Here is a 20,320-nt window from a genome sequence, read left to right as displayed (position 1 = left end):
TGCAAGCCCATCCTCTCGACAAACCCATCGCCAGCAAGATGCGAAGAGCCAGATGGAACAGAGACTTCCTCTTCAAGCTCTTTACTCATATGCGATAGCCCTGCCCTTGTGGGAGGGTCGGCGCGTAGCGCCGGGGTGGGGGTGCGGCGCCGAAGACCCCCACCCCGCTCCACTTCGCGAATCGACCCTCCCCACAAGGGAGAGGGTAGGAAATGCTCAGAACTCAATCCCCTGCTGTGCCTTCACGCCCGCGGAAAAATGGTGCTTGGTCACGCCCATCTCGGTGACGAGGTCAGCAGCCTCGATCAGCGCCGGCTTGGCATTGCGGCCGGTGACGACGACGTGCAGGCCCTCGCGCCGGGCTTTCAGCGCCGCAACCACCTTGTCGAGATCGAGATAGTCGTAGCGCAGCGCGATGTTCAACTCGTCGAGCACCAGCAGGCTGATCGACGGATCGGCCATCAGCTCGAGCACCTTGGCCCACGCCGCTTCGGCCGCGGCGATGTCACGCTTCAGATCCTGCGTTTCCCAGGTGAAGCCCTCGCCCATCGCGTGCCAGATGACGCGGTCGCCGAAGGCGGCGAAGGCGTCTTTCTCGCCGGTATGCCATTTGCCCTTGATGAACTGGACGACGCCGACGCGCTTGCCGTAGCCGAGCATCCGCAGCGCGAGACCGAAGGCGGCCGTCGTCTTACCCTTGCCCGGCCCGGTGTTGACGATCAGCAGCCCCTTCTCGACCGTCTTGCTCGCCACCTCGGCATCCTGCACCGCCTTGCGCTTGGCCATCTTGGCGCGGTGGCGTTCTTCGTCCTTATTGTCGACGTCGGTCATGTCATTTCACCTTCAGCGGGAGTCCCGCCACCATCAGCAGCACTGTGTCGGCGACGGCAGCGATCTGCTGGTTAAGCCGGCCGGCGGCATCGCGAAACCGGCGCGCCAGTGCGTTGTCAGGCACGATGCCTTGCCCGACTTCATTGGACACCACGAACCAGGGCCCGCGCGGCCGCGACAGCACCTCCGCCAGTCGCCGGCATTCCAGCTCGAGATCATGTTCGGCCAGCATATGATTGGTCAGCCACAATGTCAGGCAGTCGACAAGCACCGGCTGGTTGTCGGGCAAGGCCGCGAGCGCGCCGGCAAGATCGAGCGGTGCGTCGATGGTCGTCCAGCCTTCGCCGCGGCGTGAGCGGTGCAGCGCGATGCGCTCGCGCATNAAGATCGAGCGGTGCGTCGATGGTCGTCCAGCCTTCGCCGCGGCGTGAGCGGTGCAGCGCGATGCGCTCGCGCATCTCATCGTCATAGGCTTGCGCCGTCGCGATATAGGTCCATGGCGAGGGCAAGGCCGTCGCCAGGGTTTCGGCGTGCGCGCTCTTGCCGGAGCGCGCACCGCCGATGAGGAAGGTCAGTGCCTTGCTGTCAGGCAAAGCTGTCGCGCAGGCTGGTCGCGGTGCCGGTGAAGCGGCCGCGGACCACGCCGACGACCGCGCCGAGCACCAGCCAGAACACCAGATTGGTCACTGTCACCGCCACCACGAACTGGTGGTGCAGGCCTTCGGGGATCGCCGTCTCGTAACTGCCGGGCTGCGGCGCGCCGACGATGTGCGGAGCGACGATCAAGGCCACAGCCAGGATCGCCAGCGGCAGCGACTTGCGGAAGGCGATCAGGCCGAGCCCGGCCGCGGTCATCGCTACGGTAGCCCACCACCAGATCTGGCGCTCGGTCAGATCGGCCGCTGGCATGGCCGGCAGTTCCGGCGGCAGGCCTAGGCCCGGCGCCAGCGTGAACACGGCAAAGCCGGCCAGCCCCCAGAAGACGCCCTGGCGCCAGCCACCGATGCCGCCGGCGAATTCGGAAACCGCGACCAGGATCAAGGCGAAGCCGATGCCGGTGACGATGTTGGCAAGCACGCTGAAGGCGAAACGTTCGAAACCGTCTGCCGGCGCCCAACCCTCGTCTTCGGCGGCCGGGGCGGCTTCCGCTGCCGGAGCGGCTGTGCTCATGGCATTGCTATCCGTTGGGGCCGGAACGGCATGGTCATGGTGATGCCCGCCGCCGGCCTGTTCGTAGACTTCCGCCTTCACGATCAGCGGCACGGTGGCGTAGGCCTGCATGCAGGCGAGAACGACACCGGCCACGAGCCCTGCGATCGCCGCAATGAACACGACGTTGCGAAACAGGTTCATGATGTCAGATCCTCGTCAGTGGCAGGGAAACGCCATCGAGTGGCGATAGTCGTGAGCCGCATTGTGGACCGCATCGATATGCGAGAAGCCGACAAAGCCCATCACGAAAACGCCGAGCAGCGCAGCAAGCGCGAGCTGCATGAAGCGCGACTGCGAGGAGACGGAGGCGCCGAGGGAGACGGAAGCAGTAGTCATGTCTTGTCCTTTCGCCCTCCACCCGAGGGCATCGAAGTCAGTTTCCTGTCGCCGGCAGGTCTCCTGGCTCGCGGATCAGCGCCCTTCCCCACCTTCCCGAAGAAGAAATCTTCAGTGGCATATGGAGAGGACTACCGCACACAGTTGCGGGGGCAGCCACGGCATTGGGCGAAACTCGCCCTCACCGCATTCCCTCTTGGCTCCAAAATGGAACCGACGACATTGCCGACTATAGGCAGAATCGTCGCCTCCAGCAAACCAAATTCCGGCGGCAACCATCGCGAATGCGTCGTGCCAGTGAGGGCCTCCGCTGCCGCAGGCACCTTGGCATGCGGCACTTCCACCAAAGCCCTGAAGATCAAAGCGATTTCGGCAGATAGCGCCACGTCACGAAGCCGCAGACCGCAGCCAGCAGGCCCAGCGTGACGAACACCGAGCCTAGGCCGAAAAACGCCAGCACCACCGAATAGACCAGCGGCGGCGTCAGTTCGGAAAAGTCGAGATAGGTCCGGTAGACCGCCGCCATCTGCGATCTTTCATAGGAGCGCACCGAGCGCATGAAGGCGGTCGAGCCGAGTGCGTCGAGCGCGATGGTGAAGAAGGCGCCGCCAAGCAGGAAGGCGCCGGTGAGCAGCGGCACGGTCTCGCCGACGAAGCCTGCCGCCAGCAGCATGGCCGACATGGCGAAATAGGCAAATGTCATCGTCCTGCGGCCGCCGAAGCGCTTTCCCGCCTTGCCCCAGAAGATGGCCATGAACAGCAGCGCGTTGCCGGCCGAAACCAGCACGCCGCCGGCCAGCTTGCCTTCGCCGGTGATGACCATGAACAATGGCCCATAGACGAAGAACGTCGTCCAGAAACAGGAGCGGCCGAAAGCGATCAGCCAGGCCAGTCTGAGCCTGGGCTGGGCGACGAAGCGGCCGATATTGGCGAGCGGGTTGACCGGGCGCGTCTGGCCCGGGCGGATCGACGGGTTCTCGCCGAGCCGGTAGGTCCAGAACAGCGCCAGCAAGGCCAGGGCGAAGATCGCCACGGCGCCATGCGCGGCATAGATGCCGAAGTGGGTGTAGAGGAAGATGCCGAGCGTCGGCCCGCCGGTCCACGCCAACATCGACCACGCCATGCGCAGCGATTCGGCCTGCATGAACTCGGTCTTGCGGATATGGTCCATGATGTAGAGGTTGAGCGTGATCGACAGCGCGCTGGCGCCCATCACGCGGCACAGCATGCCAGCCAGTTGCCCGGCAAGCGTATGGGTGACGAAGAACAGCGAGCCGATGGCCAGCAGGCAGGCGCCTGCCGTGTACACCCAGCGGCGGGCAAAGCGGCGGATCAGCATCGGCATGAACAGCGTCACTGACAGGCCGAGCATCGCCACGACGGTGTAGAGGATCGAAACGACCTGCTCGTTGTGCAGGATCTCGTAGGCCTGGATAGGGATGACGCTCGACACCGTGGCGCGGGCGAAGGATTCGACCGCATAAAGCGAGGCAAAGGTGCGCGCGTCCGCGGCCTTGAGGGCCGGCAGCCAGATCGGATGGCGCACATGGGTGGACATAGCTCTCCCCGAAGCAGATTTGCCGGGCCAAATCTGCGGTGGCGATGCCGACACCAATATGAGGAAACCGACGCACATCAGGCAAAAAGCGAAGTTGGCCAAAGGCTTTCCGCCACTGGCCTAAAGCGGCGCCTGATCCTGTCCGCGTTGTCAGACGCCCGGCCTTCTTTTGCCCGGTGCAACCGTGATAGTCGTTCTGCCTGGCTGAATCAGAATGCGAGACCATGACCATTCAAACGCCGACCGCACCCGTCCAGGATCGACCAAGGCGCATCGTCGTCATCGACATCGTGCGCGGCATCGCGCTGATCGCCATGGCGAGCTACCATTTCACCTGGGATCTGGAATTCTTCGGCTACACCGATCCGGGCCTCACCGCCTTTGGCTGGTGGAAGATCTACGCGCGCTGCATCGCCTCGACCTTCTTGTTCCTGGTCGGCGTCAGCCTGTACCTCGCCCATGGCAAGAAAATCCGCTGGAACGGCTTTTGGAAGCGGTTCGCCATGGTCGCCGGAGCCGCGATCGCGATTTCGATCGTCACCCGCATCGCCACCCCGGACGGTTTCATCTTCTTCGGCATATTGCACGAGATTGCGCTGGCCAGCCTGCTCGGCCTGCTGTTTCTTCGCCTGCCGGCTTTGCTGACCATGGTGGTTGCCGCGCTGGCCGTCGCGGCGCCGGTCTATTTGCGCTTCGAGGCCTTCGACCATCCATGGCTGTGGTGGGTCGGCCTGTCGGCGATCAATCCGCGTTCCAACGACTACGTTCCGCTGTTCCCGTGGTTCGGCGCCGTGCTTCTGGGCATAGGCTCCACCAGGCTTGCTGCGGGCGCGGGTGTCTTGACGTGGCTGGCGAACCTCAAGACTGGGCGCTGGGCCAACCCGCTGGTCTTCATCGGCCGGCACAGCTTGGCCTTCTACCTGATCCACCAGCCATTGTTGATCGGCTGCGTGTGGGTGTTCTCGCAGATCATGCCGGCACAGGTCGAAACCCCGCAGGTGAATTTCCTCAAAACCTGCCAGCTGTCCTGCGAGCAGTCGCGCGACACCGAGTTCTGTTCCAGCTACTGTGTCTGCATGCTCGATACGCTTGAGGGCGAGGCGACGCTTGATCGGCTCTACAACAACGACCAGACTGCGGAATGGAAAGCACACTTGTCCGACCTTGCCGGCATGTGTACCGCCAAAACCGACAGCAAGTTGATGGAGGAAGGGGTCAAATGACCGAGCAACAGCCGAAGGCGGGGCTCATACCGTGGCCGCCGCTGATCTACATCGCAGCCATCGCCATCAGCATTGCCCTTGGCCTGCTCTACCCCCTGCCCTGGATCGGCGACCTCCTGGGCGATATTCTTTTCGCGGCCGGCTGGGTGGCCCTGTTCGCCGTCGCCGCACTCTGGCTTACCGCGATCCGCACCATGATCCGGGCCAAGACCACGCTCAACCCCAACGCGGTGCCCGATCACCTGGTCACGTCAGGTCCCTTCGGCATCACCCGCAATCCGATCTATCTGGCCAACACGCTGCTGTTGATCGGCGTCGCCTTTGTCTCGGGGATAGCGTGGTTCCTCCCGCTGGCGTTCATCGCGGCCTTCGCCACGCAGAAGATGGCCATCGAGAGCGAGGAAAAGGTGCTGGCGGCGAAGTTCGGCAAGAAATACCGCGACTACGCGAAACGCGTGCGACGCTGGATTTGAGCAAGCCTTACCGCGGGCGTCGGAATTCGAGATATTGCCTATACGGCCGCGACTTCTCCAGGCCTGCTTTCGAAATCAAACAGCCGCTGGGTAGCGAGGGCGGCGGCGCCCCGCGCCCACGAATCGTCTGCCCAGTCCGGCGTGATCGGCGGTGGAGTCCACATTGCGTAACGCCGTAGCGCGTCGCGCATGGGCTCGAAGAGGTAGTCGCCGAAGCTCACCGCTTCGCCGCCGCCGACAATCACCTCCGGATCGATGATGTTGCAGAAGCTGCCCAGAAACCTGCCAATGCCTTCGCCCGCTTCGCGCAGCAAATTCACGGCCACCTCGTCACCGGTCTTGGCCGCTCTGACCATGTCGTAGCGGTCAACGTCGGCTGAGAGGCCCTTCGTCTCACGCCACCGCTTCACCAATGCTGGTTCGGAGAAGAACGTCTGAAGACATCCGCGGCGGCCACACTCGCATTGCGGCCCGTTTGGATCGTAGATGGAGTGCCCGATTTTGCCCGCGGCCCCGTTCGCGCCGTGATGGACCGAACCATCGATCACCACCGCGCAACTGATCCCGGCGCCGATGGCCAGCGCGCCGACAGTGCGGTGATGCCGGCCGAGACCGAACAATTGCTGCGCCAGCGCGAAAGCGTTGGTATCGTCGTCGGCCCACACAGGCACATTGACGAGATCGGCCAGCATGGCCGCTATCGGCACGTCGGTCCAATTGAACCGGTGACTGAGCCGGCAGACGCCATGGTCGATGACCCCGGGCACGGCGATGCCGATGCCGCTGAGCTGCGCCCCGGTTGGCGCGGCCCGATCGGCAAGCAACTGGCTGACAGCGGCGGCGCAGGCTTCTACCGTGCTTCGTGGCGACTGATCGGGCACAGCGACGCGTTTGGAGACAAGCGGTGTCGTGGCCAGGTCAGTCAGCACGCAATCGATCGCACCGACCATCAGCTTGAACCCGACGACAAGGCGGCCGGCATAATTGATGTTGATCGGGATTGGCCGCCGCCCCGGCGCTCCAACGCTGGCCTCTCCCTCCATCAGAATGTTCTCGTGCAACAGGTCGGTGACGACGAACGTCACCGCCGCCGGGCTTAGTCCGGTGATCGCGGCAATCTCGGCACGACTGATCGCCCCTTCCCTTCGCAGCAGGTTGAGAATCAGCCGGCGATTGATCGAGCGCGACGTCTGCTGGTCGCCTTTCAGTTTCATTCTTCCCTCATTGTTAATTTTGTAAATTAAATATTGACCGGCTCCATCTGCATACGCTACGACTCGCCGTGGTTCAATTGGAATCCGGCTGTTCTCAGGGAGGAGATAAAAGCCATGACCATCACCGCTACAATGCTATCCACGACAAGACGCCGATTCCTGAAGGGCACGGGCGCGGCGCTCGCTGCATCTGCCACCGGAAGCCTCTGCTTGCCGGCCCTGGCGCAGGCGCAGGAAATCACCATCATTTCCAATCTCAGCAACGCCGGGCAACGCGACATCCTGCACAGGCTGGCAGCCGAATACGAGGCGAAATCCGGCGCCAAGATCACCATCAACAACATGGACCACGAGGCGCACAAGACGGCGATCCGCAGCTATTTGGTCGTCGGCGCCCCCGACATCTGCTTCTGGTTCTCCGGCAACCGCATGAAGGCCTTTGTCACCAAAGGCCTGTTCGACGACATCTCCGATCTGTTCGCCCGCGAGAACTACAAGAGCGTGCTCGGCGCCACGACAAATGCAGTCACGGTCGGCGACAAGCAGTATGGCCTGCCGATGGGCGGCCTGCTTTGGGGTCTGTTCTACCGCAAGGATGTTTTTGCCGAACACAATTGGACGCCGCCGAAGACGTGGACCGATTTTCTCGCCTTTGGCGAGGCCGCGAAATCCGCAAGCATGATCCCGATGAGCATGGGTACCAAGGAGCTTTGGCCCGCGGGCGGCTGGTTCGACCATATGAACCTGCGCATCAACGGCCTCGACAAGCACATCGCCCTGATGGACGGGAAGGTCCAGTACACCGACCCGATGCTTACGCCCGTCTTCGACAAATGGAGCGAGCTGATCAAGGCCGGGTTCTTCTCGCCGAACCACAGTTCCTTCGGCTGGGAGCAGGCCGGCGCCGCCCTGGCGCAGAAGAAGGCCGCCATGATGGACCTTGGTGGTTTCGTCAGGTCCGCCTTCCCGGAGGCAGACCTCCCGCAGCTCGCCTACGCGCCGTTTCCCGAAATCATCCCCGGTGTCGCCAGATATGAGGATTTTTCGGTCAACTCCGTTCATGTTCCGGCCAACGCCAAGAACAAGCAAGGCGCGCGCGACTTCCTCGCCTATTTCTACAAACCGGAGAATCTCGGAGCCTTCCTCGCCGCCGAGGGAGCGATCCCGCCGCGCAACGACTGCCCACCCAGCAACGACCCGCTGGTCAACGCCGCCGTGGAAGAGCTGAAGAAAGTGGTCGGCACGTCGCAATACTACGATCGCGACACCGATCCGGACATGGCCCAGGAAGGCATGACCGGGCTTCAGGAATTCATGGTCAAACCCGAACGGCGCGATCAGATCCTCGAACGGCTGGAAAAGACCCGCAAGAGAATATTCAGCTGATGCTGTCGCTCAAAAGCGCGCAGCGGTTTTGAGACAAATTGAACGCAGCTTAGTCCTCCCGGACTTGACGGGCGCCGCTTGCCCTGGCGGCCCCGTCTCCTTTTTGGATGAATTCCCATGCCCCGCTTCTGGCGCAGACATCGTCATTGGTTGACGCCGGCATTGTTCCTTCTGCCGGGCCTCATCCTGTTCAGCCTGGTGATCCTTGCCGCCTCCGTCGAGACGGTCTGGATTTCGCTGCACGAATGGGACGGTATCGGCGCCAAGACCTGGGTCGGCCTCGCCAACTATGCCGAGTTGGCCGAGGACCCGCAATTCTACGTCTCGCTGAAGAACAACGTCATCTGGTTGCTGATCTTCATGCTGGCGCCGCCGATCGGTCTCGCGCTGGCGCTGATCGTCAACCAGCAGATCCGCGGCATGCGCATTCTGAAGTCCCTGTTCTTTGTCCCTCTGGTGCTGGCTACGGTGACCGTGGGTGTCGTTTTCGGCTGGGTCTATGATCCCACCTTCGGCTTGCTGCAATTGATCTTCGGCCTGTTCGGTGCCACCGCGCCGGCGCTGCTTTCCGACGAGAATTTCGCCACTTTCGCGGTCGCCGCCGCAGCTCTCTGGCCGCAGATCGCCTTCTGCATGGTTCTGTTCCTGGCGGGGCTGAACAACCTCGACGAGGATCTGATCGGCGCCGGACGCGTCGACGGAGCACGCGGCTGGCGCATGCTTCGCCACGTAGTCCTGCCGCAGTTGTCGCAGGTCGGCTTCATCGCCATCGCGGTGACGGTGATCGGTGCGCTGCGCTCCTTCGACATGGTCGCCGTCATGACCACCGGCGGTCCCTACGGCTCATCGACTGTGCTCGCCTACCAGATGTACGAGGAATCGATCTTTTCCTATCGCTTCGGCTATGGCGCGGCGATCGCCACGGTGCTCTTCGTGATTATGAGCGCCTTCATCGCCTGGTACCTGCACGGCCTCATCAAGGCCGAACGGAGCAATGCCTGATGTATCCGCGCCCGATCCCCGAAGACGCCAAGATCAAGCGCGGGCTCTACGTCGGCGGCGTGACGCTGGTCGTCGCGCTGTGGCTGCTGCCGCTGATTGCCGTCATGCTGACCTCGATCCGCTCCAATGAGGAATTGATGGCAGGCAATTACTGGGGCTGGCCACAGAAGTTCAGCCTGATCGAGAACTACACGGCGGTCTTCGAGCAGACCGCGATGCTGCGCTTCTTCCTCAACAGCCTGCTGATCACCATCCCCTCGGTGATCGGCGTGCTGATCTTGTCGACGTTGACCGGCTTCGTGCTGTCGCGCTATCCGTTCCGCGGCTCAAATCTCATTTTCGCGCTGTTCGTCGGCGGCAATTTCCTGCCGGCCCAGGTCATGATGATCCCGGTGCGTGACCTCATGGTCAGGCTCGGCCTCTACGACACGGTCTACGCGCTGATCGTATTCCACATCGCCTTCCAGACCGGCTTTGCGACGCTGTTCATGCGAAACTTCATCGCGGCACTGCCGGGCGAATTGTTCCAGGCCGCGCGCGCCGAGGGCGCGTCGCCCTTCCAGGTGCTGCGCCATGTGGTGGTACCCCTGGTACGACCGGCGCTGGCGGCGCTGGCCATCCTCACCTTCACCTTCATCTGGAATGATTATTTCTGGGCGATCGTGCTTACCCAGAGCGACGCCGTCAAACCCGTCACAGCCGGGCTGAACAATCTGCGCGGCGAATGGACGTCCGCCTGGAACATCGTCTCGGCGGCAACGATCTTCGTCGCCCTGCCGCCCGTGGTCATGTTCTTCCTGATGCAGAAGCACTTCATCAGCGGCCTCACCATGGGGGCGGTCAAGGGATGATTTTTGTTCGAGGAATTCAGGCCGCACCGTACGGACGCAACCGGTCAATACAGAAAGGCGGCGCGCGATGAGCAGCGTGGAACTGCGCAAGGTCGACAAGCACTACGCCGGCTATCACGCCTTGAAGGCGGTCGACCTGAGGATCGAAAAGGGCGAGTTCGTCGTCATGGTCGGGCCCTCCGGTTGCGGAAAATCGACATTGCTGAAGACGATCGCCGGGCTTGAGACCATCAACTCCGGCCAGGTCGTGATCAACGGGCGCGACGTCACCAGGGAAGAGCCCGGCGATCGCGGCATCGCCATGGTCTTCCAGTCCTATGCACTCTATCCGCACATGACCGTGGCCGAGAACATGGGCTTCGGCCTGCGGATGGCGAAACGCCCGAAGGCGGAGATCGACGCCGCCGTCAAGCGCGCCGCGCAGATACTTCGCCTCGAGGAGCAACTGGACAAGCGCCCGAAGCAATTGTCGGGCGGGCAGCGCCAGCGCGTCGCGATCGGCCGCGCCATAACGCGCTCGCCTGAAGTCTTCTTGTTCGACGAACCGCTGTCGAACCTCGACGCCGCGCTCCGCACGCAGATGCGGGTCGAGCTTTCCAGCCTTCACGCCCAGCTCGGATCGACCATGGTCTACGTCACTCACGACCAGATCGAGGCCATGACCATGGCGGACCGGATCGTGGTGCTGAATAAAGGGCGAGTCGAGCAGGTCGGCTCTCCTCTCGAACTCTACGCCAATCCGGCGAATATCTTCGTCGCCGGCTTTCTCGGCGCGCCGCGCATGAACTTCATCGAAGCGAGGGTGGAAACCGTCGGTGCGGGCGAGATCACGCTGACGGCGGCCGGAATGCCGGCGCTTGCCTTTGGCGGCATCGACGGCCTTTCGGCAGGCGACGCGGTGACCGTCGGGATCCGGCCGGAAAATCTGCACCTGGTCGAAGCGGCGAATGCACGCCAGGCATCGTTCCCAGGCCAGGTGCGATTGGTCGAACATCTGGGCCGGGAAACGGTTCTTTACCTCGACGCCTCTCCTCTTCAGGCGACCAATTCGGACAGCGGCACAGGCAATTTCACGGTCCAGCTCAACAAGGTGTCTCCGATCAGCGTCGGGGCCCAGCTCACCGCTGGCTTCGATCTCGCCGATGCCTATCTCTTCGGACCCGATGGCCGCACGCTGACGCCGCGAAAACCCGTCCCCGCAACCTGACCCCCGAATCCAAGAGTATCCTTGTATGCAGCGCAACAAGCCCGCCCCGCTTTCGGTATGGCGACCACTCAACCTCGACCGCTTCCTGCTGGGAGCGCCGCATTATCCCGAACATGTCGACGAAAGCAGCTGGCGGCGCGATGCCGAACGTATGGCTGCAGCCGGCGTCAACACGGTCCGGATGGGCGAGTTCGCCTGGCACATCTTCGAACCCTACGAAGGCAAGGTCGACTTCGGCCTGTTCGACCGCGCGATCGAGGTTCTCGCGAACGCAGGGATCGACACCATCATGTGTACGCCTACGGCCACGCCGCCGCGCTGGCTCACCGCCAACTATCCGGAGGTGCTGCGTGTCGATGTGAGCGGCCGCCCCGCAAGCCACGGATCGCGCCAACATGCCGACACCACCAGCCCGGTGTTCCGCGGCCATAGCCGGCGCATCACGCGCGCCATGGCCGAACACTACAGGGACAATCCCCGCGTCATCGGCTGGCAGACCGACAATGAGCTCAATACGACCGTTTCAGAATCGTTCGCGCCGGCGACACGGCTGGAATTCCAGAAATTCCTCCAGCACAAATACGGTGCGATCGGCGCGCTGAATTTCGCCTGGGGCGGCCATTTCTGGGCGACCGCCTACGACGATTTCTCGCAGATCGACCTGCCGCGCCCGCTGATGCCGTCCTATCCGAGCCCTGGGCATGTGCAGGACTACCACCGGTTCCTGGCTGCGGCGACGGCGGCTTTCCAGCACGACCAGGTCGAGATCCTGCGCGCCACCAATCCGGACTGGTTCATCTTTCACAATCTTGGCCAGCTCGCCGACATCGATTTCCGCGGCCAGTTCGGGCAAGACCTCGATTTCATCGGCTTCGATATCTATCCGATGCTGTACGACGAGATGAGGCGCACCGGTGGACATGCGGCCACCCAGGCGCTGCATCTCGACATCTGCCGCGCATACACCGGCAATTACATCGTGCCGGAGCAGGCTTCCGGTTTCGGCAGCCAGCCGGGTTTTTCGACAATGACGCCGGAGCCGGGAGAGATGCGCCGCATGGCAATGACGTCCGTGGCGCGCGGCGCTGACGGCATAATGTTTTTCCGATGGCGCCCTGCCCATTTCGGTGCCGAGATCTACTGGATGGGGGTCATCGATCACGACGATGTGCCGCGTCGCCGCTACGACGAGGCAAGCCGCTTCTTCCATGAGATCGCCGCCATCAAGGACCAGATCCTCGGCACCGTCGTGCGCATGGACCTCGGCATTGCCAGCGCCGATTTCGACAACCAGGAGGCGCACAAGACCTATCCTATGGGATTACCGAGCCCGCTCGAAGACGCCACGCTGTTGCATCGCTACTGCTACCAGAATGGCATTGCCTGCGGCTTCATCCACCCTGAGGACGATCTGTCACGGCTCAAGGCGCTCTATGTTCCGCATTGGGTGATGTGGAAGCAGGAATGGACTGCCCCGGTCGAGACGTTCGTCCGCAACGGCGGCACGCTGATCCTGTCGGCGTTGACCGGCACCCGAGACGAGAACAACCACATTGTGCGCGAGCAAGCACCCGGGCGCGAGCTTTCGGCGTTGAGCGGCGTCAGGGTCACCGAATTCGGCCGCCTGGTTCCGGAGGGCGGCACTGGGCTGTTCCCCTTGTTCCGGCAGGCCGCGATGGGCGCCTACGTGCCTCCGTCACCACTGCCGTCTTCGTCGGCAGAGCGCAAATATCGCTTCACCCTGGGCAACAGGCAGTTCGAGGCAGCCCACCTCTACGAGCTGCTCGAGGTCGAGCCGGACGCCGAGGTGCTGGGCACATGGTCGAACCGTTTTTGCGCCGGACAGCCGGCCATCACCTCTCGCCAACTCGGCCAGGGTCGCGTCGTCTATGTCGGCACCTATCTGACGCCCGAGCTTGCCGAAGCAATCGCCGATGTCGTTCTGGCCAAGGCCGGCGTGGTGCCCTTGCTGCCGGAACTGCCGGCCGGGGTGGAGGTGTCCATGCGCGAAACCAACGACCGTCAACTGATGTTCGTTTTGAATACCAGGGATACTTCCATCACCGTGCCGAACGTACCGCTGGGTATCGATCTCTTGACGGGCCGACCGGTTGGCGGCGATATTGAACTCGAAGCCTATGGCTGCGCGGTTGTGTCGCTCGCGCTGTGAGAAGACGCAGATTTGCCGGAACGACCGCGATCATTGGCCATTCAGGTGTTGACGCCAAGCTCCACCAACCGCTCGACGCAGGACTCTTCGGCCTGGTCGAGTTCGGCGAGCGTTTCCTCGAGGTCGCGACGCTTCTGCCTGAGGTCCTCGCGCTTTTCCTCGATGCGCTTGATCATCAGCTTGAGTTGACCGACCTCGCCGGGCGGCTCCTTGTACATCTGGATGATTTCGCGGATTTCGTTGATCGAAAAACCAAGTCTCTTGCCGCGCATGATTTGCCGGATGAGGTGGCGATCGGAGGGGCGAAACAGTCGTGTGCGGCCACGCCGCACCGGCTGCACCAGTCCTTCATCCTCATAGAAGCGCAGCGTCCGCGTCGATACGTCGAACTCGCGAGTCAACTCGGTGATCGAATAATATTCCCGCATTGTCACTCCCACACGCCGGAATCCCGACCAAACCCATGCCATGCCGGAATCGACATGGCGCCCCGCGCTAGCCTCGCACGGCGTTTACGTAAAAGTCAATTGAAGGGCGCACCTCAACGCACACCGAACCACCATGTGGCGATGCCCAGAAACGCAAAGAAGCCGACGACATCGGTAACCGTGGTGACGAAGACCGCAGAAGCGACCGCCGGATCGATCTTGAAACGGTCGAGCAGCAGCGGGATCAGGATGCCGGCGAGCGCGGCCACGAACATGTTGATGATCATCGCCGCCGCGATGATGCCGCCCAGATTGGGATCGCGGAACCAGGCTGCCGCGACGACACCGATCAGGATGGCGAAGATGATGCCGTTGATGAAGCCGACCCCCATCTCGCGGCGAATGATGCGGCTGGCGTTGTAGATGTCGAGATCCCTGGTCGCCAGCGCCCGCACGGTGACGGTCATGGTCTGCGAGCCGGCGTTGCCGCCCATGCCCGCGACGATCGGCATCAGCACCGCCAGTGCCACGATATGTTCGATCGTGCGGTCGAACAGGCTGATCACCGACGCCGCCAGGAACGCGGTCAAAAGGTTGATCAGCAACCACGGAACGCGCGAGCGCGAGGTCGAAAAGATACTGTCGGAGAGCTCTTCGTCGCCGACGCCGCCCATGCGCATCAGATCTTCCTCGGCCTCCTGCTGGATGACGTCGACGACATCGTCGATGGTCAGCACGCCGACCAGCCGCTCGTTCTCGTCGACGACGGCGGCCGACAGAAGATCGTACTGCTCGAATTCCCGCGCCGCCTCTTCCTGATCCATGGTGGCGGGAATGGCGTGCCGCGTCTCATGCATCACCTCCTCGACCTTGACCGAGCGCTTGGTGCGCAGGATCTGGTCGAGGTCGATGGCGCCAAGCAGCTTGAAGCTCGGATCGATGACGAAGATCTGGCTGAAACGCTCCGGAAGGTTGTTGTCCTCGCGCATGTAGTCGATGGTCTGACCGATCGTCCAGAACGGCGGCACCGCGACGAACTCCGTCTGCATGCGGCGGCCGGCGGTCTCTTCCGGATAATCGAGCGAGCGGCGCAGCCTGATCCGCTCGGTGAACGGCAGCTGCGACAGGATCTCGTCCTGGTCTTCCTGGTCGAGATCCTCGAGAATGTAGACCGCGTCGTCGGAATCGAGTTCCTGCACCGCCTGGGCGATCTGCGCATTGGGCAGATTGTCGACGATCTCCATGCGGATCGCCTCGTCGACCTCGGTCAGCGCGGAGAAGTCGAAGTCGGCGCCCAACAGTTCAACCAGCGCGCGGCGCTGGTCGGGGTGCAGCGCCTCGAGCAGGTCGCCGAGTTCCGATTGGTGCAGGTCGTCGACTTCACGCTTCAGCGCGAGCGTGTCGCGATCGGCGATCGCAGCACCGATCTGGGCCAGGAAGGACGAAAGAACGGCGCCGTCCTCGCCATAGATATCGGCTTGGTGTTCCTCGGCGGCCCTGGCGCCGGTCATCCGTTCGTCCTGGCCTTCCACCAGCGCCTCCCGCCATCGCAATCCCGGAAAAGGTGCAAATCAGGTCTAGAACATCGGGCCCAAAAGTGGAAACCGGTTTTGGGAGAATCCGATGTTCAATGAGGAAATGGCGTAAAGCGCGGGAATATCAAACGAAATGCGCCCTGCCCGCAGCAGGCGGAGGCTGGCACAAATCGGATTCTGGGAAGAGAAACTGGTGCGGTCGAGAAGACTCGAACTTCCACGGGTTGCCCCACAGCGACCTCAACGCTGCGCGTCTACCAATTCCGCCACGACCGCACGTGGTAGAGCCGGAACTGACCGGCTCGCGGCGTGTAGCAAATCGTTTCCGGCGAAACAAGTGCGCGGCACGCAATAATGTCAGGCGATTGGCATAACGTTCCACAGGATGGCAATGCAGGGCCGAACTGGACGTTTCGCCGGATTGGCGCCATATGAGGGCAACACGAGATACGTCATGCCAGAACGAAGCCAGATCGCCACGTCGTTCCTGCCGCTCCCCGGGTCGGCACCGGTCGAATGGCGCGTCGAACCGGGCCTCACCGCCTACCCCGATGCGCTTGCATTCATGGAGGCGCGCGCCGAGGCGATCCGCAGCGGCGCCGCCGGCGAAATGGTCTGGCTGGTCGAACATCCGCCGCTTTACACGGCCGGCACCAGTGCCCGCGGCGAGGATCTGATAGACGCCAACCGCTTCCCGGTGTTTGAAGCAGGACGCGGCGGCGAATACACCTACCATGGACCGGGCCAGCGGGTTGCCTATGTCATGCTCGACCTGAAGCGACGACGCGAGGATGTGCGCGCCTTCGTCGCCGCGCTCGAACAGTGGATCATTGGCACGCTCGCAGCCGTCAACGTGCATGGCGAGCGCCGCGAGGACCGGGTCGGTGTCTGGGTTGTGCGTCCAGATCGCCCTTCCCTGCCGGACGGCTCGCCGGCCGAGGACAAGATCGCGGCAATAGGCATCCGGCTGCGACGCTGGGTGAGCTTTCACGGCATCGCCATCAATGTCGAACCGGATCTCGACCATTTCAGTGGCATCGTGCCCTGCGGCGTGCAGGACCACGGCGTCACCAGCCTCGTCGACCTCGGTCTTCCCCTGACAATGGCCGACCTCGATCTCGCGCTGAAATCCGCCTTCGAGGATGTCTTCGGTCCCGCCACGGCATTGCCTGTCGAAGCCGCACGCAAGGCGGGTTGATTCTTCCTGATCCGGCACGGCTCAAGTTAGCTGAGCTGAGGCCCACAAGACGCCGTAGCCATGGATGGCGAACACCGCCAGCAGCGCCGCCGCCATGGCGAAGCGGTCGACGGTGCGGATCGGCTTCAGCTCGTGGCGCGGCTTGAACCCGCTGCTCATCGTCAGCAGGCTGAGAATTGAAAACACCGCCCCTGTAGCGAGCAGAAAGTTGGAGGAAAAGCCGGCCTGCCAACCCACCGCCAGAAAGGCCGAGAGCAGGAAGAACGAGGCCAGCGCCAGCACGATGGGCCCCGGACAGATCTGGCGCAGCACCTGGCCGCCGTCGAACTTCCACACCGGCACAAGATTGGCGATATTGAACAGGGCGGCGAAGCCAGCCAGCGTCGCCAGCAGCCCAGCCGCCAACCGATGCCCTTCCGCGCCGGCAAAGGTGCTCGCAGCGATTGCGATCGGTACCAGGAAGGCGGAGAAGCCGGCGCCCATCAGCGCCACGAAGGCGACCTCGAAACGGCTGTCATACGGCCGCCCACCGATGGCGATGCCACCGAGCAATGGAATGAAGATCATCCGTGCCCTGTTGTGGCCCATCAGCCGAAATGCAGCCATGTGACCGAGCTCATGCAGGGCGACAACCGACGTCAGGATCGCGGCCAATGCCAGCCCGCCGAAATGAAGCCCGAAGAACGGCCACAGGATCAGCGCGGAAAGACCGGCGAAGCCGACCTGGCTGAGCGGATGCTCGAACCAGCCGCCCTTGCGATACTGCCCGGTCCGCGCCCAGCGCTGCAGCTTGGAGAGTTCGCGGCGCATGGCGAAATAGCGGAACACCAGGAAGGCAACGCCGCGATAGCGATCGGTCTGGCTGAGCGTCACCCGCGTGCCGTTGCCCTCGGAAACAAGTTCGGCGGTTTCGCGATAATCCTTCCAGAACGAAGCGTCGAGCGCGGTGTCCTCGATGACGCGCATCGAAAAGCGGCATCCCTCTACGACGTCTTCAAACCGCGACTTGCGCTCGATCGGCTTGCCATCGCGGCCTTCCCAGGACAGCATGATTCGAGCCACGCCCTCGCCGTCCGGCCCTTCGGCCGAGAGTATCTCACCGGACCAGCCGGCATCGCTGCCGAGCGGCCACAGCGCCTGCCAGAGACGTTGCCGGTCCATCGCCACCAGACGAGACAGCCGGACCGTGCGCAAACCAAACGGCACGGTCATCAAGAGAAAGATCAGCCCGAGATTGCTGGCCACCAGAATGGCCGTGACGATGGGCGACACTTGGACGTTGCTCCCCTGTCTTTCAGATCACCCTATCGTCGCGGCGGCAAGAAAGGCTTAACGGGCGCAACGGTCTTGAGCGCGCAGGATCCGCGGCGCCGAATGCCGCCAAAATCACATGGCTCCGATCCAGATTGCCATGGAAACGAGGAAAGTGCTCATGCAAACCAGTGAGATGACATCCTGAACCAGATCGGTCATAACTCTCTCCTGTTGTTGATATGTTCGTATTTTGTTCTAGTTTTGTTCAAATGTCAACGTGCACAATCCGGCTGTCTCCGAAATTTTCGGGAGGTCGGATCGGCAGGGTTAAGAAAAGGTTGACGGGCGTGCGAGGGTGGCCCGGCGCCGACCAGGGCCCGTCGAGATTCAGATCAGGCCGGCATTATCTGAGTATCGCCGTGCCCTAGAGCGGCACCACTTTGCCGTCGGCCAGCGTGACGCGCCGGTCCATGCGCGACGCCAGCTCGTGATTGTGGGTGGCGATCAGCGCCGCGAGGCCCGATTGCTTGACCAGCGCCGCCAGCGCCTCGAACACATAGGAGGCGGTGACCGGGTCGAGATTGCCGGTCGGCTCATCCGCCAGCAGCACCAGCGGCGCATTGGCAACGGCGCGGGCAATGGCGACGCGCTGCTGCTCGCCGCCGGAAAGCTCGGACGGCCGGTGCGACGCGCGCTTGCCGATCTGCATGTAGTCGAGCAGCTGTGCCGCACGCTCCGCCGCTTCCTTGCGGCTCAGCCCTTTGATGAGCTGCGGCATCATGATGTTTTCCAGCGCGGAAAACTCCGGCAGCAGATGATGGAACTGGTAGACGAAGCCGACATCGTTGCGGCGGATCGCCGTGCGGTCGTCGTCGGAGAGGCGTCCGCAGGCGCGGCCGGCGAGGATGACGTCGCCGGCATCGGGGCGCTCCAAGAGGCCGGCCGTGTGCAACAGCGTCGACTTGCCGGTGCCCGACGGCGCCACCAGCGCCACCATCTCGCCGCGCTTCAGCGAGAAATCGGCGCCGTTGAGAATGGTGAGCTTGCGCGGCCCCTGGACATAGTGCCGCTCGACGCTCTTCAACTCGATAATGGCCTCGGCCATCACTCGTACCTCAAGGCTTCGACGGGATCGAGGCGCGCGGCCCGCCATGCTGGAAAAACCGTTGCCAGGAATGACAGGCCGAGCGCCATCAGGATGACATAGGTCGTCTCGCGCGGATCCATCTTCGCCGGCAGCTGGCTGAGGAAATAGAGCTCCGGGTTGAACAGCACCTTGCCGGTCATCCAGGAGAAGAACTGGCGGATGGATTCGATGTTGGTGCAGATCAGCACGCCGAGCAGCACGCCCGCGAGCGTGCCGGTCACGCCGATCGCTGCCCCAGTCATCAGGAAGATGCGCAGGATGGCGCCGCGCGACGCTCCCATGGTGCGCAGGATGGCGATGTCGTGGCCCTTGTCCTTCACCAGCATGATCAGGCCGGAAATGATGTTGAGCGCCGCCACCAGCACGATCAGCGTCAGGATCATGAACATGACATTGCGCTCGACCTGCAGGGCGGAGAAGAACGTCTCGTTGCGCTGGCGCCAGTCGACCATGTCGATCGGCCGCTGCGCTGCCGCCTCCACCTTCGGTTTCAGCGCATCGACGTCATCGGGATTGTCGACATAGATCTCGATCGTTTGCGCCCGGCCGTCCATGTTGAAATAAAGCTGCGCCTCGGAGAACGGCATGTAGACGATGGACGTGTCATATTCCGACATGCCGACTTCGAAGATCGCCGAGATCTTGTAGCCCTTCATGCGCGGCGTCGTGCCAATCGGGGTCACATCGCCGTCCGGCGAGATCAGGGTGATGGTGTCGCCGAGCGTCAGGCCGAGATTCTCGGCCATGCGCTTGCCGATGGCCACGCCCTCGCCCGTATCGAAATCGGCGATCGAGCCCTGCTTGATGTTGCCGGCAACGATGGCGATCTTGCCGAGATCCTCGCCGCGGATGCCGCGCACCAGCGCACCGGTTCCGCCGCCGACATTGCCCTGTGCCAGCACCTGGCCATCGATCAGCGGGATGGCGTATCTGACGCCTGATACACCGTTGATGCGGCCGGCGACTTGGGCATAATCCTCGAGCGGCGAATCGAGCGGCTGCACGATGAGATGACCGTTGACGCCGAGGATGCGTGTCAGCAGCTCCGCCCTGAAGCCGTTCATCACCGCCATCACCACGATCAGCGTGGCGACCCCCAGCATGATGCCGAGGAAGGAGATCGACGCGATCACCGAGATCACCGTCTCCTTGCGCCGCGAGCGCAAATAGCGCCAGGCGACCATGCGCTCGAAAATGGAAAAAGGCCCGGCGCCCGCCGATCTTGCCGCCACCGCTTCGCTCATGCGGCGATACCGAAGCGCTTNGAAAATGGAAAAAGGCCCGGCGCCCGCCGA

At 63.0% G+C, this 20,320-nt stretch carries 18 protein-coding genes, 1 tRNA gene, 1 pseudogene and 1 riboswitch; of the genes and pseudogenes, 8 read left to right on the top strand and 12 right to left on the bottom strand.

Annotated elements, in window-relative coordinates:
* Window positions 1-216 precede the first annotated feature (216 nt).
* The 5 genes and pseudogenes from cobO to X744_RS166620 all read right to left on the bottom strand — a co-directional run bounded on the left by cobO (window position 217) and on the right by X744_RS166620 (window position 3,937).
* On the bottom strand, window positions 217-831 hold the full coding sequence (gene cobO, locus X744_RS166605) for a cob(I)yrinic acid a,c-diamide adenosyltransferase (RefSeq protein ID WP_023757166.1): 615 nt from the start codon (window positions 829-831) through the stop codon (window positions 217-219).
* 1 nt (window position 832) lies between these two features.
* A pseudogene (locus X744_RS1000000171380) lies at window positions 833-1,424 on the bottom strand (bifunctional adenosylcobinamide kinase/adenosylcobinamide-phosphate guanylyltransferase).
* Window positions 1,417-2,184 (bottom strand): CbtA family protein, encoded by a 768-nt coding sequence (locus X744_RS166610; RefSeq protein ID WP_023757165.1) that lies wholly within the window; start codon window positions 2,182-2,184, stop codon window positions 1,417-1,419. Before X744_RS166610 ends, X744_RS1000000171380 begins: the two are co-directional and overlap by 8 nt.
* Before the next feature lie 15 nt (window positions 2,185-2,199).
* A complete protein-coding gene (locus X744_RS166615; protein ID WP_023757164.1) occupies window positions 2,200-2,379 on the bottom strand; it encodes a CbtB domain-containing protein in 180 nt (59 codons plus the stop codon).
* A gap of 35 nt (window positions 2,380-2,414) precedes the next feature.
* A riboswitch (cobalamin riboswitch) is annotated at window positions 2,415-2,612 on the bottom strand.
* Between the two features lie 125 nt (window positions 2,613-2,737).
* Complete coding sequence (locus tag X744_RS166620) at window positions 2,738-3,937, bottom strand: MFS transporter (protein ID WP_023757163.1); 1,200 nt, start codon at window positions 3,935-3,937, stop codon at window positions 2,738-2,740.
* A 224-nt stretch (window positions 3,938-4,161) separates the two neighbouring features.
* On the opposite strand from X744_RS166620, the gene X744_RS166625 reads away from it, so the two are divergent.
* Both X744_RS166625 and X744_RS166630 read left to right on the top strand, forming a co-directional pair.
* Window positions 4,162-5,160 carry a DUF1624 domain-containing protein gene (locus tag X744_RS166625; RefSeq protein WP_023757162.1) on the top strand — a complete coding sequence of 333 codons (999 nt, stop codon included), beginning with the start codon at window positions 4,162-4,164 and terminating at the stop codon, window positions 5,158-5,160.
* On the top strand, window positions 5,157-5,633 hold the full coding sequence (locus X744_RS166630; protein ID WP_023757161.1) for an isoprenylcysteine carboxylmethyltransferase family protein: 477 nt from the start codon (window positions 5,157-5,159) through the stop codon (window positions 5,631-5,633). Before X744_RS166625 ends, X744_RS166630 begins: the two co-directional genes overlap by 4 nt.
* A gap of 38 nt (window positions 5,634-5,671) precedes the next feature.
* On the opposite strand, the gene X744_RS166635 is transcribed toward X744_RS166630, so the two are convergent.
* On the bottom strand, window positions 5,672-6,847 hold the full coding sequence (locus X744_RS166635) for an ROK family protein (protein ID WP_023757160.1): 1,176 nt from the start codon (window positions 6,845-6,847) through the stop codon (window positions 5,672-5,674).
* A gap of 114 nt (window positions 6,848-6,961) precedes the next feature.
* Between X744_RS166635 and X744_RS166640 the strand changes: the two genes are divergently transcribed.
* The 5 genes from X744_RS166640 (at window position 6,962) to X744_RS166660 (ending at window position 13,463) form a co-directional block, all read left to right on the top strand.
* Window positions 6,962-8,233, top strand: a complete 1,272-nt coding sequence (locus X744_RS166640; RefSeq protein WP_023757159.1) for an ABC transporter substrate-binding protein — start codon at window positions 6,962-6,964, stop codon at window positions 8,231-8,233.
* Between the two features lie 117 nt (window positions 8,234-8,350).
* Complete coding sequence (locus X744_RS166645) at window positions 8,351-9,235, top strand: sugar ABC transporter permease (RefSeq protein WP_023757158.1); 885 nt, start codon at window positions 8,351-8,353, stop codon at window positions 9,233-9,235.
* Complete coding sequence (locus tag X744_RS166650) at window positions 9,235-10,086, top strand: carbohydrate ABC transporter permease (protein WP_023757157.1); 852 nt, start codon at window positions 9,235-9,237, stop codon at window positions 10,084-10,086. Before X744_RS166645 ends, X744_RS166650 begins: the two co-directional genes overlap by 1 nt.
* A gap of 67 nt (window positions 10,087-10,153) precedes the next feature.
* Window positions 10,154-11,293, top strand: a complete 1,140-nt coding sequence (locus tag X744_RS166655; protein ID WP_023757156.1) for an ABC transporter ATP-binding protein — start codon at window positions 10,154-10,156, stop codon at window positions 11,291-11,293.
* 25 nt (window positions 11,294-11,318) lie between these two features.
* Window positions 11,319-13,463 (top strand): beta-galactosidase, encoded by a 2,145-nt coding sequence (locus X744_RS166660; protein ID WP_023757155.1) that lies wholly within the window; start codon window positions 11,319-11,321, stop codon window positions 13,461-13,463.
* A gap of 41 nt (window positions 13,464-13,504) precedes the next feature.
* On the opposite strand, the gene X744_RS166665 is transcribed toward X744_RS166660, so the two are convergent.
* The 3 genes from X744_RS166665 to X744_RS166675 all read right to left on the bottom strand — a co-directional run bounded on the left by X744_RS166665 (window position 13,505) and on the right by X744_RS166675 (window position 15,702).
* On the bottom strand, window positions 13,505-13,891 hold the full coding sequence (locus X744_RS166665) for a MerR family DNA-binding transcriptional regulator (RefSeq protein WP_006203215.1): 387 nt from the start codon (window positions 13,889-13,891) through the stop codon (window positions 13,505-13,507).
* Window positions 13,892-14,004: 113 nt separating this feature from the next.
* Window positions 14,005-15,423 (bottom strand): magnesium transporter, encoded by a 1,419-nt coding sequence (gene mgtE, locus X744_RS166670; protein WP_023757154.1) that lies wholly within the window; start codon window positions 15,421-15,423, stop codon window positions 14,005-14,007.
* Window positions 15,424-15,617: 194 nt separating this feature from the next.
* Window positions 15,618-15,702 (bottom strand) — tRNA-Leu (locus X744_RS166675).
* Between the two features lie 178 nt (window positions 15,703-15,880).
* Here X744_RS166675 and lipB point away from each other — a divergent pair.
* Window positions 15,881-16,624 carry a lipoyl(octanoyl) transferase LipB gene (gene lipB / locus X744_RS166680; RefSeq protein WP_023757153.1) on the top strand — a complete coding sequence of 248 codons (744 nt, stop codon included), beginning with the start codon at window positions 15,881-15,883 and terminating at the stop codon, window positions 16,622-16,624.
* A gap of 21 nt (window positions 16,625-16,645) precedes the next feature.
* On the opposite strand, the gene X744_RS166685 is transcribed toward lipB, so the two are convergent.
* From X744_RS166685 to X744_RS166695, 3 genes are all read right to left on the bottom strand, one after another.
* Window positions 16,646-17,896 carry a peptidase M50 gene (locus X744_RS166685; protein WP_023757152.1) on the bottom strand — a complete coding sequence of 417 codons (1,251 nt, stop codon included), beginning with the start codon at window positions 17,894-17,896 and terminating at the stop codon, window positions 16,646-16,648.
* 406 nt (window positions 17,897-18,302) lie between these two features.
* Window positions 18,303-18,986, bottom strand: coding sequence for an ABC transporter ATP-binding protein (locus tag X744_RS166690; protein WP_023757151.1), 684 nt, complete (start codon window positions 18,984-18,986; stop codon window positions 18,303-18,305).
* The gene (locus X744_RS166695) at window positions 18,983-20,269 is read right to left on the bottom strand and encodes a lipoprotein-releasing ABC transporter permease subunit (RefSeq protein WP_023757150.1); all 1,287 of its coding nucleotides are present in this window, start codon (window positions 20,267-20,269) and stop codon (window positions 18,983-18,985) included. The genes X744_RS166690 and X744_RS166695 overlap by 4 nt, the downstream gene beginning before the upstream one ends.
* Window positions 20,270-20,320: the final 51 nt, after the last annotated feature.

This window comes from Mesorhizobium sp. LNHC252B00 (genome assembly GCF_000502955.1).
In the GTDB taxonomy this organism is placed as follows: Bacteria; Pseudomonadota; Alphaproteobacteria; order Rhizobiales; family Rhizobiaceae; genus Mesorhizobium.
The sequence above is the reverse complement of the archived record's forward strand: the minus strand, read 5'-3'. Positions and strand labels throughout refer to the sequence as shown.

Bases quoted from the DNA above. Each gene is read 5' to 3' on its own strand.
- cobO (WP_023757166.1), bottom strand. From the start codon at position 831: ATGACCGACGTCGACAATAAGGACGAAGAACGCCACCGCGCCAAGATG.
- X744_RS166610 (WP_023757165.1), bottom strand. From the start codon at position 2,184: ATGAACCTGTTTCGCAACGTCGTGTTCATTGCGGCGATCGCAGGGCTC.
- X744_RS166615 (WP_023757164.1), bottom strand. From the start codon at position 2,379: ATGACTACTGCTTCCGTCTCCCTCGGCGCCTCCGTCTCCTCGCAGTCG.
- X744_RS166620 (WP_023757163.1), bottom strand. From the start codon at position 3,937: ATGTCCACCCATGTGCGCCATCCGATCTGGCTGCCGGCCCTCAAGGCC.
- X744_RS166625 (WP_023757162.1), top strand. From the start codon at position 4,162: ATGACCATTCAAACGCCGACCGCACCCGTCCAGGATCGACCAAGGCGC.
- X744_RS166630 (WP_023757161.1), top strand. From the start codon at position 5,157: ATGACCGAGCAACAGCCGAAGGCGGGGCTCATACCGTGGCCGCCGCTG.
- X744_RS166635 (WP_023757160.1), bottom strand. From the start codon at position 6,847: ATGAAACTGAAAGGCGACCAGCAGACGTCGCGCTCGATCAATCGCCGG.
- X744_RS166640 (WP_023757159.1), top strand. From the start codon at position 6,962: ATGACCATCACCGCTACAATGCTATCCACGACAAGACGCCGATTCCTG.
- X744_RS166645 (WP_023757158.1), top strand. From the start codon at position 8,351: ATGCCCCGCTTCTGGCGCAGACATCGTCATTGGTTGACGCCGGCATTG.
- X744_RS166650 (WP_023757157.1), top strand. From the start codon at position 9,235: ATGTATCCGCGCCCGATCCCCGAAGACGCCAAGATCAAGCGCGGGCTC.
- X744_RS166655 (WP_023757156.1), top strand. From the start codon at position 10,154: ATGAGCAGCGTGGAACTGCGCAAGGTCGACAAGCACTACGCCGGCTAT.
- X744_RS166660 (WP_023757155.1), top strand. From the start codon at position 11,319: ATGCAGCGCAACAAGCCCGCCCCGCTTTCGGTATGGCGACCACTCAAC.
- X744_RS166665 (WP_006203215.1), bottom strand. From the start codon at position 13,891: ATGCGGGAATATTATTCGATCACCGAGTTGACTCGCGAGTTCGACGTA.
- lipB (WP_023757153.1), top strand. From the start codon at position 15,881: ATGCCAGAACGAAGCCAGATCGCCACGTCGTTCCTGCCGCTCCCCGGG.
- X744_RS166695 (WP_023757150.1), bottom strand. From the start codon at position 20,269: ATGAGCGAAGCGGTGGCGGCAAGATCGGCGGGCGCCGGGCCTTTTTCC.